This window comes from Clostridium tagluense, from assembly GCF_003865095.1.
GTDB classification, from domain to species: Bacteria; Bacillota; Clostridia; order Clostridiales; family Clostridiaceae; genus Clostridium_AD; species Clostridium_AD tagluense.
Map to the genome: position 1 here is coordinate 1 of NZ_BHYK01000028.1, position 14,006 is coordinate 14,006.

The 14,006-nt window shown below is 31.0% G+C and carries 14 protein-coding genes and 1 riboswitch; of the genes, 8 read left to right on the plus strand and 6 right to left on the minus strand.

The features are described 5' to 3' along the window. Positions 1-283 precede the first annotated feature (283 nt). On the minus strand, positions 284-487 hold the full coding sequence (locus Ctaglu_RS18985) for a DUF6440 family protein (protein ID WP_125004643.1): 204 nt from the start codon (positions 485-487) through the stop codon (positions 284-286). Positions 488-1,046: 559 nt separating this feature from the next. Between Ctaglu_RS18985 and sstT the strand changes: the two genes are divergently transcribed. From sstT to Ctaglu_RS19000, 3 genes are all read left to right on the plus strand, one after another. Beyond that, positions 1,047-2,279 carry a serine/threonine transporter SstT gene (gene sstT, locus Ctaglu_RS18990; RefSeq protein ID WP_125004645.1) on the plus strand — a complete coding sequence of 411 codons (1,233 nt, stop codon included), beginning with the start codon at positions 1,047-1,049 and terminating at the stop codon, positions 2,277-2,279. Positions 2,280-2,561: 282 nt separating this feature from the next. Then, positions 2,562-4,475 (plus strand): trypsin-like peptidase domain-containing protein, encoded by a 1,914-nt coding sequence (locus tag Ctaglu_RS18995; protein WP_125004647.1) that lies wholly within the window; start codon positions 2,562-2,564, stop codon positions 4,473-4,475. Between the two features lie 213 nt (positions 4,476-4,688). Further along, entirely contained in the window at positions 4,689-5,132 is a 444-nt protein-coding gene (locus Ctaglu_RS19000) for a hypothetical protein (protein ID WP_125004649.1), read from the plus strand. Between the two features lie 151 nt (positions 5,133-5,283). Here Ctaglu_RS19000 and Ctaglu_RS19005 read toward each other — a convergent pair whose 3' ends face one another. Then, a complete protein-coding gene (locus Ctaglu_RS19005) occupies positions 5,284-5,928 on the minus strand; it encodes a superoxide dismutase (RefSeq protein WP_125004651.1) in 645 nt (214 codons plus the stop codon). A gap of 142 nt (positions 5,929-6,070) precedes the next feature. Further along, positions 6,071-6,239: riboswitch (M-box (ykoK) riboswitch) on the plus strand. Between the two features lie 205 nt (positions 6,240-6,444). Here Ctaglu_RS19005 and Ctaglu_RS19010 point away from each other — a divergent pair. Beyond that, positions 6,445-7,671 (plus strand): magnesium transporter MgtE N-terminal domain-containing protein, encoded by a 1,227-nt coding sequence (locus Ctaglu_RS19010; protein ID WP_125004653.1) that lies wholly within the window; start codon positions 6,445-6,447, stop codon positions 7,669-7,671. Positions 7,672-7,682: 11 nt separating this feature from the next. Further along, positions 7,683-8,972 carry an Nramp family divalent metal transporter gene (locus tag Ctaglu_RS19015; protein ID WP_185732816.1) on the plus strand — a complete coding sequence of 430 codons (1,290 nt, stop codon included), beginning with the start codon at positions 7,683-7,685 and terminating at the stop codon, positions 8,970-8,972. Positions 8,973-9,045: 73 nt separating this feature from the next. Here the strand turns inward: Ctaglu_RS19015 and rd are convergent, their stop codons facing one another. Both rd and ric read right to left on the minus strand, forming a co-directional pair. Continuing rightward, positions 9,046-9,207, minus strand: coding sequence for a rubredoxin (rd, locus tag Ctaglu_RS19020; protein WP_125004656.1), 162 nt, complete (start codon positions 9,205-9,207; stop codon positions 9,046-9,048). Between the two features lie 15 nt (positions 9,208-9,222). After that, positions 9,223-9,918 (minus strand): iron-sulfur cluster repair di-iron protein, encoded by a 696-nt coding sequence (ric, locus tag Ctaglu_RS19025; RefSeq protein WP_125004658.1) that lies wholly within the window; start codon positions 9,916-9,918, stop codon positions 9,223-9,225. A 287-nt stretch (positions 9,919-10,205) separates the two neighbouring features. Here ric and bcp point away from each other — a divergent pair, with 287 nt between their 5' ends. Continuing rightward, complete coding sequence (gene bcp / locus Ctaglu_RS19030; RefSeq protein ID WP_125004660.1) at positions 10,206-10,667, plus strand: thioredoxin-dependent thiol peroxidase; 462 nt, start codon at positions 10,206-10,208, stop codon at positions 10,665-10,667. 129 nt (positions 10,668-10,796) lie between these two features. On the opposite strand, the gene Ctaglu_RS19035 is transcribed toward bcp, so the two are convergent. After that, positions 10,797-11,168 (minus strand): hypothetical protein, encoded by a 372-nt coding sequence (locus tag Ctaglu_RS19035; RefSeq protein WP_125004662.1) that lies wholly within the window; start codon positions 11,166-11,168, stop codon positions 10,797-10,799. A 171-nt stretch (positions 11,169-11,339) separates the two neighbouring features. Here Ctaglu_RS19035 and Ctaglu_RS19040 point away from each other — a divergent pair, with 171 nt between their 5' ends. Together Ctaglu_RS19040 and Ctaglu_RS26290 are read left to right on the plus strand one after the other, a co-directional pair. Then, positions 11,340-12,065 (plus strand): YybI family spore inner coat protein, encoded by a 726-nt coding sequence (locus tag Ctaglu_RS19040; RefSeq protein WP_125004664.1) that lies wholly within the window; start codon positions 11,340-11,342, stop codon positions 12,063-12,065. Between the two features lie 262 nt (positions 12,066-12,327). Next, on the plus strand, positions 12,328-12,462 hold the full coding sequence (locus Ctaglu_RS26290; RefSeq protein ID WP_267901302.1) for a hypothetical protein: 135 nt from the start codon (positions 12,328-12,330) through the stop codon (positions 12,460-12,462). Positions 12,463-12,580: 118 nt separating this feature from the next. Here the strand turns inward: Ctaglu_RS26290 and Ctaglu_RS19045 are convergent, their stop codons facing one another. Beyond that, a complete protein-coding gene (locus tag Ctaglu_RS19045; protein ID WP_125004666.1) occupies positions 12,581-13,921 on the minus strand; it encodes a radical SAM protein in 1,341 nt (446 codons plus the stop codon). Positions 13,922-14,006 lie beyond the last annotated feature (85 nt).

A 14,006-nucleotide genomic window follows, 5' to 3' on the forward strand; every position in this document is an offset into this window, starting at 1 on the left:
CATTGGAATTCGCAAACACAAGAAAAGGCTATTGGAGAATTTCCAACAGCCCAATTATGACTCGCTCATTAACAAATGATACTTTAAAGAGACGTAACTACATATTCTTTTCGGATTATTATAGCCACGTTAAACCGTAAACTAATGAAACGCCGTATACCGAACGGTACGTACGGTGTTGTGAAAGGGGCGAAACATTTTAATTGTTAGCCTCTATTCGATTACCCATTTTAGGGTTTATAAATTACCAATGAGCGCTATTTTATACTTTAGTATAAAAATATTATAACTTTACCTGTGAAAACATAGTATTTCCATCTTTATCTAGTAATACAGTGATTGCTCCAGCATAATCTTTAATATTAATCAAATAGTTTGTTATTGTTCCTTTATCTACAATTATTTTACTAGTTACGGCTAAGGCATAAAAATAGTCATCTATAGTTTTAAATTTATTATTTTGGCTTTTATCCTTTTTATTAAACATTTTTTCCTCCTATTATTTTCCTTGGATAATATTATATGGAATCTTCTTAAATATTATATCTATAAACTTTAATAACTCTCTTTAATATAGCCAAAAATTAAAGTTATATACTTCATGTATCAAGAACAATTTGAGAAGGGGCCGTCAATAAAAGTTAACATCACTTATAGATATGGTTTAGTACCGTAAGAGCTAGGGTTGTTTAATATAGTTATTTAAAAACAAGAAAAATTATAATAACTGAAAATTATACAATTTAATGTATTTTTTTTGTTGGTTTTCATTTTTTAATTTTTAGCATTAGATTTATATAAAACTAATATCAAAGTTCTTATAAGTATAATTATAAATTTTTACATTATAGCCAAAGTTATGGTATAACTAGGTTTAGAGTGGTAATTAGCAAAGATTTAACCACTAAAATTTTTCTTCCCATGAGTTAAAATTTGTGGTAGACTTATTTTTATCACAGAGTTGTGAGAATAATAAGTCGAATGAAAGCTATTTAAAGTGGCTGTGCACAGTTTGATTTCAATCTTAACTATAGGAGGAAAATATTATGAAAAAACTAATGACGAATTGGAATAAAATGAGCTTAGTAATACGAATAATTATAGGATTAGTTATTGGTGTTTTATTAGCTTCCTTTTTTCCAGAACAAGCAAAACCAGTCATCATATTTGGTTCTTTATTTGTAGGTGCTTTGAAAGCGATTGCACCAATATTGGTATTCTTCTTAGTAATGTCGGCTATATCTCAACATAGGACTGGTCATCAAACAAATATGAAGTCCATTATCGTTCTTTATCTTTTAGGAACATTTTTAGCCGGATTTGTAGCGGTTGTTGTAAGCTTTATTTTTCCGGTAACATTGACACTTACAACGGGAGCTCAGAATGTTACGCCTCCTGGAGGTGTGGTAGAGGTTCTTAAAGCATTACTTCTAAATATTGTTGATAACCCAGTGAAAGCACTTTTTAATGCCAATTATATAGGCATATTATCTTGGGCGGTAGTTCTTGGATTTGCTTTAAAAAATGCACCTGATACTACAAAAGTCATGATTACTAATTTTTCAGATGCATTAACTCAAATGGTTAAATGGGTCATAAACTTTGCACCATTAGGTATCATGGGTCTTGTATTTGAGGCTTTTGCTGGAAAGGGACTTAAAGCCTTAGGGAGCTATGGACATTTACTTGCAGTTATGCTTGGTTGCATGGTCTTTGTGGCACTTGTTGTCAATCCAATCATTGTGTTTATAAATATTCGTCAAAACCCATACCCACTTGTATTTAAGTGCTTAAGGGAAAGTGGTATTACAGCATTCTTTACACGTAGCTCAGCTGCGAATATTCCTGTAAATATGACCTTGTGTGAAAAACTAGGTTTAGATAAGGATACTTATTCTGTATCTATTCCATTAGGATCTACAATCAATATGGCTGGTGCAGCTGTTACCATTTCTGTTATGACCCTTGCAGCAGTTGCCACGCTTGGTATTAAAGTGGATATGCCTACAGCATTAATCCTTAGCGTACTTTCTGCTGTATGTGCTTGCGGTGCTTCAGGCGTAGCTGGAGGTTCACTATTACTGATTCCTTTAGCCTGTAGCTTATTCGGCATCCCAAATGACATTGCTATGAAGGTAGTTGGTGTAGGCTTTATCGTAGGTGTGCTACAAGACTCTTGCGAAACGGCTCTTAACTCATCTACAGACGTACTTTTCACAGCAACCGCTGAATTTGCTAAGTGGCGTAAAGAAGGCAAGAAAATCGTTATCCCTAAATAGAAACTAAATTACGTTTTTGTTTTTTATAATTATTAAGGCTCTCTATGGCAGTTTATAATCTGTTATAGAGGGCTTTTATTTGAATAAATAATTATTGAAAGTATTTTCCAAAATACTTCGATCAAGAATTAATTTTACAGAGTTTTCTTCGTCATTAATCAGACCAAATATACTAACTCCACTAAAACTATAGGATAATATATTTATAAAACTATTGTTATATCTTGTCATTAAATGTATTATTAAATAGTATTGTTACAAATATATTGGAGGGGGATTAAAATGAAGAGAAGAAATTTAACAAGTGGATTTTTTATGATTTTACTAACTGTATTATTATTAAGTACATTTAAAATCCAGGTTTTTGCACAAACAACACCTAAAGTATCTATAGTATCATTGGAACATTCCCCATTTATAAATGGGGATAAGAATGAGTTCTATATTTCCGCTAAAAATTATACTGGACAGGTCCAATATCAATTATTTTATATACAAGAAAGTGTTATGAAAGACTGGAAGTTAATTAATAATGTTGATATGGTTAATGGTTGGACAAACCCTATAGATGCACAAGCTCCAATGATTGTAGATATTAAAAATTTAAATTTAAAAGCAGATAAATATAGATTTTCTATTAGAGTTAGACGTGTGGGTGTAAAAGGCCTAAATAAAAATAAGTATGGTGATTATGATGATGCTTATCCCTTACATTTTGAGGTGGTCAAAAATGCAAAAATTGAATTAAATGGCAGTATGGAAATTGGCAAGACACAATTAAGTCAAGAGGATATATTAACTATAAATGGTGTGGAAAATACGCCATTAGAAGTGGATTATAAATTACACTTATTTGATGTTAAAAACAGCAAATGGTTAACTAATTTAACTGATTATAATATGAATGTAAATTATAATTTAAAAAATATTCCTGAGGGTACTTATATAGCAGACATATGGGCTAAGAATAATGAGTCACAGAATAAATATGATGGCTTTAAATTAAAAGTAATTACTATTAATAATACAACAATTAAAGTTGCCTCTTTGAATTTAAACAAAATTGCAAGTTCGCTAATAGTAGGCGGAACAGATAATTTAATAGCAATGGATGAGCCTAGCAAAGATATAAGATGGACATCTTCAAGTCCTGAAATAGCAAAAGTAGACAATACTGGAAAGATAACAGCGATAAGTGCAGGAACTGCAATAATAACTGTTATAAGTTCAGATGGAAACAAAACAGCAACATGTAAAGTAACGGTAACAAATGAATTAACTGCTAAACAAATTTTTGGAAAATATGGTGATGCAGTTGTCTCCGTTGAAGTAAGTGATGAAAATCATAAATTAATTGCAAATGGTAGTGGATTTATAGTTAATTCCAATGGTATTGTAGTAACTAATTTTCATGTAATTAAAGATTGTTCCTATGCAAATGTAACATTACAAAATGGAACAAAGTATGAGGTTAAAAGTGTTTTAAATTATAATCAAAAGCAAGATATAGCAATTTTACAATTATCAAATTCAACTAATCTAAATATAGTTAAATTAGGTGACAGTAATACGATGGAAATAGGAGACAATGTTGTTGCAATAGGTAGCCCAGAAGGATATGAAAATTCTTTAAGTACAGGTATAATAAGTGGAATTAATAGAAAAAGTGATAGAGGAAATGATTTTCAAACTACTGCAAGTATTTCTCATGGCTCAAGTGGTGGAGCATTATTTAATGTATATGGTGATATAATAGGAATAACTTATGCAGGATATGATTTAGCAGGGGATATAGGATTTGTAATACCTATTAATGAAGTTAATCCATTATTAAATAGTAGTAATGAAAAGACACTAATGGAAATTAAAAATAAAATGACTTCCAAACCTATTCCCGAAAATAAATATAAGTATTTCCCCTTATTATCTGATGTACCGATGCCAACAAATGCAAGTTATTACAAAACTTCATTATCGCCTGATGGCACACATATATTTTATTTTTATTCAGTCTTACTGTTGCCAGACAATTTCGTTAAGGACTATTATTCATTATTAAAAAATAATGGTTGGGTATTATATAAAAAGAATACTGATAGTAATAAAGAACCATTAGTATATTTAATAAAAGAAGAAAAATTAATTGCAATTGGAGTTATTGAAAATGATTTTGTTATATATGGATCTATTCGTTAAGAAAACTTCATAAGCATTGTGAAGCTCTTGGCAATAAGATGAGCTTTGAAACTTAAATTTTAAAACACTATGTACAATCGTATATAGTGTTTTGTTTTTCTTTAAAATATTTAATAATACTATATTATCCAATGAAATTCCGATATATGTTCTAACCTGTGCTTTATCTAACATAGACTTAACTAATGCTAGGAATAATAGGGGGATGGGTCTATGGTTATGTTTTTTACCTTACTTGGCTTATTCGGATTTTTTATATTTTTGATTTGGATCATTATTGCATTAATTACTAAAAATCAAAAGAGGATACCTACCATTGGACTTGTTATATCAGTAGTTATAATTGCTACAGTTGTATCGATACCAAGGGCTGTATCTGCATTCAATGTTAATAAAGTAAATAGTAATAGTGGTGAAATATCTAATTATAAGGTATCTAAAGAAACAGGCTTGGAAATAGTAACATCGAAGGTTAAAATTGAGCCTAATTTAAAGGTTCTTTATGATTCACAAAGGAATATTAAGGAAAAAATCTACTATCTATATACCCTAAACACAGAGGAATATACATTAGAAGATGTTGCATACTGTGTTGATGTAAATAGTGGAGAGTTATTCAAGTGTTCAATTGATATGATCCTTTCACCCATTGAATAAGGAGCAAAGTGTATTGAAATTTTCTTTTTTACTAGGTCTTCTTTAGTTGATGATATGCCATTGATAATAATATAATAGGTGCTGATACAAATTATAAAGAGTGTAGATTTTACTACACTCTATATCTAACTTAGAATTAGAAAATAGTCCATTAAAAAAATATATATGGACTATATCTATGTTGGTTCATCTCCATAAACTGTATCATTGAAACGTATTTTTGAAATCTAGCATTTAAAACCTCCCAATTTATATTTTCAATAAATGTAGAAATATATTTTCTTTTATCTGTTCCAAAATCCATAAAATATGCATGTTCATAAACATCCATGATCAATACTGGACAAGAAAGCCAAACCGCGCCAGTATCGTGTGAATCGCTTCCTATTATGTGTAGCCTGTTATCAAGCAGATCAAAGGAAAGGACTACCCAACCTCTCATGGATAAACCTACATTTGTAAGGTAAGATATAAAATCATCATAAGATGAAAATTGATTTTTTATAGCATTAAAAATGGGTCCATAAGGAAGGTTATTTCCGCCAACTATGTTTTCAAAATAAAGATTATGAAGTTTTACACCGTTCAGTGAATATGTTTCACCTAGTTTTAAACTTCGCATTTTGGAATAAGTGGCATTGCTATCAGTATAATTATCAGGTACATAAGGAGTGTTCCAAATTTCATTTAATTTACTTACATACCCTGAATACAATTTGTAGTGCTCATCTAGCTGCTTCATAGAAATGCCTTTGACACTTTTAAAATCAAAAATTTCCGGTTTCAAATTATACATTAAATCCCCTCTAAAAAATATTATATTATATTATATGTACCAACATGCTATTTAGGTGAATAAAATATAAAAATCATTGACAATATTAGGATTGATGCATAGTATAATATTATAAGAATAATATTAACTGAAAATTGCAATTTAATATTTTTGTTAGGTGAGGTTACTGTATAAGACACACGCTACTGCCCAGAAATGTCGAGAGACGCCAACGGGTCAGCAGGTATTACCGGATTAAGGTTTTACTTAATGTAGCTGAGTATCAAATCTCTAAGCTGTACAGTGCTAAAACTCAACGAGTGGGGATGAGCTAATTTTTTTACGCCTTTATTTTTTACGCATTTTAATCTCTTCACTTTGTTGTGGAGAGATTTTTTAATTTTAATTTTAGGAGTGTGATTATTTAATGGACAGTGGTCCCCAGCATGTGAAAAATTTAATATATTGGAAGGGATATCACTCTATTAAACTATTTTATAGGTGGTATTGCATCCCTTCCTAAAAGGAGGATGTAATATGAAAAACAACTTCTATCTAAGCAGAATTTTAGGGAATAAAATATATACACCAGATATGAAAGTTATTGGAAGATTAAGTGATCTTGGTGTTGTAAATGAATTAAAAAGCCCTCATGTCACTACTGCAAAAGTAAAAACTAATAGTGGAATTAAAGATTACGACTTTAAAAATTTTTCTATTACAAAACAAAAAGGACAATATATTTTAATATGTAACAAAATAGAGGAATATACCCCTCCCAATACATTGTTTTTGAGAAAGCATATTTTAGATCAACAGATTATAGATGTTAATGGAAGAAAAGTAGTTCGTGTAAATGATGTTTCACTATCATATTTAGAGAAAGGAGCGTCTATAGTTGCAGTAGACATCGGCATAGATGGTCTTCTAAGAAGAATTGGAATTGCTAAACCACTTAAGATGTTAGGTCTTAAAATTTCGACTAAGCTAATGCTATGGAATGATGTAGAGGCTATTATAACTTCTAATGAAAATATTGTTCTATCAAAAACCTATGATTCACTATCCATTCTTCATCCCTCAGACCTCGCTGATATTATTGAAGACTTTGATGCTAAAACAGGTCTTACCATTTTTTCCTCACTTGATAACGCAAAAGCTGCGGATGTTTTAGAAGAAATGGAAGAAGAGGCACAAGTTAGTTTCATTGAAAGTCTATCTCCAGATAAAGCTGCAGATGTTTTAGAAAATATGCCTGCGGATGAAGCTGCGGATATTCTTGATGGTATGAGTGAAGAAAAAGTAGAAGAGCTACTAAATAGCATGGAAAAAGAAGCTGCAGGCGAAATTAGAGAATTGTTAGGGTATGATTCTAAAGCAGTTGGCAGTCTTATGAGCACGGATTTTGTATCTTTTAGTAACAATGAAACTATAAATCAAGCAATTGAAGATCTAAGGATATTAAAACCTGAAGAAGATGAATTGTTCAGCCTTTATGTAGTAGATGAAAATGATAAATTAATAGGAACCCTTTCCCTTCGAGATTTAATTATTTCTGAGCCAACTAGCAAAATAAGTGCTATTATGAACAAAAAATTCAAATCAATGTTTGATACAGATAGTATTAAAGATTTGATAAAAAATGTTTCAAAATACAATCTTGTAGCTATTCCTGTTACTAATCATGAAATGAAGTTACTCGGCAATGTTATAATAAATGATATTATTTATGAATTGCTTAAAAACAAGAGGAAGGTTAGTTAAGGAGGCATGTTATGAGCGAAAAAACGAATTCAAATAAAAAGCCTTGGCTTGTAAGCTTTATGGTGTTTCTATCAGTGCTTGGCCCTGGCTTAATAACTGGAAGTGTAGATAATGATGCCGGTGGTATTTCAGCTTACTCTGTAGCCGGAGCTCACTATGGTTATCTTTTACTTTGGACATTGATTCCTTGTTTTATTGCATTACTTGTAGTACAAGAAATGAATGCAAGAATGGGTATTGTCACTCAAAAAGGTTTAGCTGATTTAATTCGCGAAAATTTTGGTGTAAAGGTAACATTCTTTATATTTCTAGGTCTATTAGTAGCAGATATAGGTAATACTGCTACTGAGTTTGCAGGCATTGCAGGAAGTTTGCAGGTATTCAATCTTTCAAAATATGTATCAGTTCCAATTGCAGTAATTTTAGTCTGGCTACTGGTTGTAAAAGGAACCTATAAATCCGTTGAGAAGATATTCTTAGTATTTAGTGTATTTTTACTTTCCTATGTTTTTTCTGCGCTTCTTGCGCGTCCCGATTGGCACCAAATTGGAACTTCACTAATCAATCCTATACCCTCATTTAATGGTGCTCATGGAGAAGGTATAGACGCAGCGTGGATTAGTACGGTAATTGGTTTAATTGGTACTACGATTGCTCCGTGGATGCAATTTTATATGCAGTCCTCTGTAATAGAAAAAGGAATTAAAATATCTGAGTATAAATATGAGCTTATGGATGTTATCCTTGGATGTAGCGTAACGGTTGTAGTAGCCTTCTTTATTATTGTAGCTTGCGCAGCAACTTTAAATAAACAGGGTATTACTATATATGAAGCTAAGGATGCTGCAATGGCATTAAAGCCCTTAGCTGGAGATTTAGCATCAAGTATATTTGCCTTTGGGCTCTTGGTTGCGTCCGTATTTTCAGCTACAATTCTTCCACTGGCAACTGCATTTTACATCTGTGAAGCCTTTGGTTTTGAAGCTGGTATAGGTAAAACAATGAAGGAGGCTCCTGAATTTTACGGATTATTTACAGCAATAATAATTATAGGTGCCATAATTATTCTCATTCCAGGTTCACCATTACTTCAGATTTCTCTTGGCTCTCAAGTAATTAATGGAATGCTTCTACCCGTAGTTTTAATTTGTATGATGCTTATGGTAAATAAAAAAGACCTGATGGGTGAATATACAAACAATAAATTCAAAAACTGGGTTGGTTGGGTTACTATAGTTATTTTAATAGCATTAACTACAGTGTTATTATTCCAGGCTATAATTAAAATATTAGGGTTTTAAGTAAACTGACACTACAAGCTATTAAAAAATAAATCAGCATGAAGACTATTGTCTTTGTGCTGATTTAATATTACTATTCTACCTTTTCAAAATCTGATTTACCAACTCCACATAAAGGGCAAACCCAATCTTCAGGTATATCCTCAAATTTAGTGCCTGGTGCAATTCCTCCATCAGGATCACCAAGCTCTGGGTCATAAATATATTGACATACTATACAAAGATATTTATCCATAATTATTACGCCTCCTTAAAAATTATTAAATAATATATTATTTTCCAAGTGTATATGCTGGAATAGATCTACTTCAAGCTCCAGCAATTTTTTATAGGTAAGTTCAAAGGTTCCACATCCATCTTTAGGTGTATTATAGTGGTCTGTAATTTCTCTTAGTTCTTTTATAATATCTCCTGCCCCCGTATGCTCTTGTTCCAATTCATCAATAAGTTTTAATGTAGCACTTCTTACTTTTTCATCTTTCCCTTTTTCATACTGAATTATAAGTGGAAATAAAAATTCTTCCTCTTTAACTAGATGTTCCTCTAATTCTGTTCTTAAATTATTAAATAGTCTGTGCACCTTAAATAATTCTTCATGTTTTTTACCATGTACGCCTAATATCTTTAGAATTAACTTTGATATTTTTGGTAACTCTATGTTTAGATATGCATGGTGATTATTTACCACATATTCTATTAATTTGCTTGGGCTTTCCTTTGCCCAGTCTGTAAACTTTTCATTGTTTTCTTCAAAACTCTGGTATTTAGTATTTAATTCCTCAATTATTGTTTTTTCCTCAAGGCCTTGTGTACGTATTGCTAGAATTAATGGCCTATCTCCTCCACAACAAAAATCTATATTATATTTATAAAATATCTCACTTGCACCTGGAAACGCTGCAACTATTTGTCCTATGGCATCTTCTGTTTTAAATTTATTACTCATAAAATGGCCTCCTTATCGTCCTCTAGGGAATTGTATGCGATCTTTACTATGGGATTATTATATCTTCTATACTTTTATGAATATGTGATTTAAATCAATATTTAAATACTTTATCATTAGATGCTTAAAGTTATTATTATATACTAAAAGTTATTATTGCATTTAAGAGTATCTCGTTGTAAAATAAAACAATAATCTTATATAATTATAATGTTTAATATTATAAAACTTAATTTACTTAGTAAATTTCGAAATAAAAAATTGAATTCATGAAAGGAGTCATAATTATGTTAAAAGAGGGAGATAAAGCACCTGGGTTTACGTTAAAGAACGAGGAAAATCAGGATATAATGTTAAGCAATTTTAATGGTAAAAAGGTGGTTATTTATTTTTATCCAAAGGATGATACTCCTGGTTGCACGAAGGAAGCATGCAGTTTTAGAGACGTATATGATGACATACTGGATGCTGGAGCGGTTGTCATAGGAATTAGTGCAGATAACTCTACTTCACATCAAAAATTTAAGGATAAACATACATTACCTTTTTATTTGTTAACCGATGCTGACCATAGTGTTATTGAATCTTATGGAGCATGGCAGGAGAAAAAAATGTTTGGTAAAACATATATGGGAATTGTACGTTCCACATTTATTATTGATGAAAATGGAACTATAATTAAGACCTATCAGAAAGTTAAGCCAGAGGAGCATGGTGAAGAGGTTCTTAAAGTGTTAAAAAATCAATAAGTAGAATTCTCATAAATAATAGAATATTAAATAGTAAAAAATCACGCTAAAAATAGCGTGATTTTTCTATTTTTAAGACTATATATATTTGAAGTATGACGTAAAAACCAGTAAAATTCAATAAAGTGGCTATTTAGTCACTTTCACTTGTGATTTAGAAATAGTAGTTGTTATTACTATTCCAAGTATAATGTATGAAAAAAAGCTTACTATAAATGTACTTAATCCCATTGACCATGTGGGAGCAATTCTTCCTGAAAGCATATACACAACGTTTATTAATAAGCATAAAACTATACCTGTAATTGTTCCTGAATAAACAAAGTTAATTGTGGATTTTTTGGATAATATTTTCGATATTATCCAACCAACAAAACCAGTAATCAATATATGCATAATCCAACTTGAAACAGAGCTTGTTCCTGTTTCTCCAAAGTTTATTACTAACATAATAAACCCTCCTAGTACACCGCCTAAAAATCCTGATACACCTCTTTGCATAATAAAATCCTCCTATTCAGAGAAAGTAAATTTATATTAACTATAAATATTATTTTGCTTAATTTATTGTAAATTATACTTGGTAAAATTTTAGTTTTTTTTATATCTGTAACATATTATTGGAATCTATAGTAAGCTATTATACAATGCTAATATTGAAAAGGAGATACTATGTATAATTGTTATTTTAGAGCTAATATGATGCATCCCGAAATTGTTTCTTATGCAAGAGGAGATGTAAATGGAGATGGTATACCTGATAATGTGTATTTAACTGGTATAAAGACGTCAGATAGTCAATTTACTCGAAATATTACCCTTGTAATACAAGACATAATGACAGGTGGATTTACTAGTGTGCCACTCAGTGACAATGCAGGATACAACCCTACATTGTTTTTAGGGGATTTTACAGGAGACGGTGTGAAGGATATCTTAATAGGCATTACCACCGGTGGTAGTGGTGGAATAACCTACGACTACATCTATTCCTTTATTAACAATACAGCACAATTATTGTTTGATTTTAATTTGTATAATGAGCAATACCAATACGATGTTATTTATAAAGACAGCTACAAGGTGGAAGTTGTTAGCAAGAAAAACAATGAAAAATACATTATAGATATATCTAATAAGGATGCTGATTATTTAAATGAAATATACTACGACAATGGAAAGCTAAAGAATGCAATCATAGGATTTGTAAATCCTCTAAGCGGATTATATCCTGTGGATTTTGATTCAAATAAAGTATACGAGCTATTGGCATATCAAAAAATAGCAGGAAGATACAATGCAGACTCCTTAGGATATGTTTTGAATACTCTAAAGTGGAAAGATAATATGTTTGTTTTGGATAGCCAACAGGTAGCTATTTTTGGAGCACAGGCATAGGTATACTTCCAATTATTCATAAGGAAAACACTACTTTTATAATGCCACGAGAAGCTCATAAAAGAGGGGTATATATAGCTATGTTAAATATTTGAATAATTCTATTAATATGTAATATAATTGAATAAGGATATAGCGGTAATATTATATTAACTATATAAAATAAAGGGGTAATTATACCGCTCAGATTACAGACTTTACTTTAGGTGAAAACGTATATGGAGAGAATGAAGATAAAGTAAGATATCATTATGAAGTTAAATTGAAGTTTATCTCTTCTGATGGGAAGAACGAACAAGCAGATGTATCAAAAGGAGCTGTAGAACTTTTAAAAGAAAATGGTCAATGGAAAGTTTGGATGTATACTATAACTCAATTCCCAAAACTATATCGTTAGCTAAGGTTGAAAGAAATTTTAAAATCATGTTTTTTAAAAATAAGATCTTACTTACTGGATAATATATTTAAAATTTAGAAAGCCAGCAGTTAAAATAGAAGTGCTGGCTTTCTGCTTGTTAGTGTGATTTTGACCAAAGTTCATCTGCTATGATTGTCCATTCAGCTGATTTTCCTTGGCATTTTGCAGTTAAATCATCCACGTTTTCTTCATCTTCTGGTTGGGTTGAATGTGCATTTGAAGCATGCACCATTTCTCTTAATTTTTCAGGATTATCAAGGAGGGGACATGGCCTTAAGTGGTTATCATTAAATGGTTGATTTTTATTATATTGCTTGAAAATAGGAGATTTTAGTGCCTCTAAAAGGCTTGTATCATTTATATTAACGTTGGCATAGTGAATGAAAGCACAGGGCTCTACATCACCACTTGCGTTTATGTGAAGATAGCGTCTACCGCCAGCTATACACCCATTAACATATTCACCATCATTCCAAAAATCCATAAGGAAAATAGGTTTTTCTTTTCTGTAAGCATGTACACGTTCATACATAAACTTTCTCTGTTCAGGGGTAACCATTAGTTCAGGTACAGCATCTTTCCCAAGAGGCATATAAGTGAACAACCAACCAAAAAGACAGCCTTTTTTTATCATAAAATCTATATATTCTTCAGAACCTATGGAAAGGTAGTTTTTACTGGTATAGCAAGAAGAGAATCCGAAGCCAATACCATGATTTTTAAGTATGTCCATGGCCAGAAGAACTCTTTGATATGTGTTAGCACCCCGCCTCATGTCGGTTTCTTTTTCAAAGCCTTCTACACTAATAGCAAACGTCAAGTTCCCTGATTTTGCTACTTCATCTGCAAATTTTTCGTCTATTAATGTAGCATTGGTAAAGGAAAGGAACATGCAATCACTGTGGTTTTTAATGATTTTCAAAATATCCTCTTTTCTAACCAATGGTTCGCCACCAGAGAATATATACATATGAATTCCAAGATCTTTTCCTTCTGTTATTATTCTATCAATAGTTTCATAGGAAAGAGAATCACCTTTGTTATATTCTGCTGCCCAGCATCCTATGCATTTTAAGTTGCATGATGCAGTAGGATCTAAGAGTATAGCCCAGGGAATATTACATTTTTCTTTTTCTTGAATTTTAGTGCTTTCTGGAATACCAACTAGTCCAGAATTTATAATGAAATTAACTAAGAACTTTTTCCTTACTTCTTGGTTTAGTTCTGTTAAAACTCTTTCAATAAATTTATAAGTGACAGTAGTATGATCTTTCATGTTTTTCGCTACGTCATTGATTTCCATCTTGTGGTCTTCACGGGATGCAAATTTTTCACCCCATTTTAATAGTTTAGGGAAATTCTCCATAGGATTTTTTTCCACATAATGTAGGCCCTCTTTCAGAGCTATAGATTCGGCTAATTGTTTTATAGATAACATTGTTATTCCTCCAATTTATTAAATATTAAATATTAAGTATAAAATATATATATTTAAACAACGGGTTAAATATTATTAATCTATA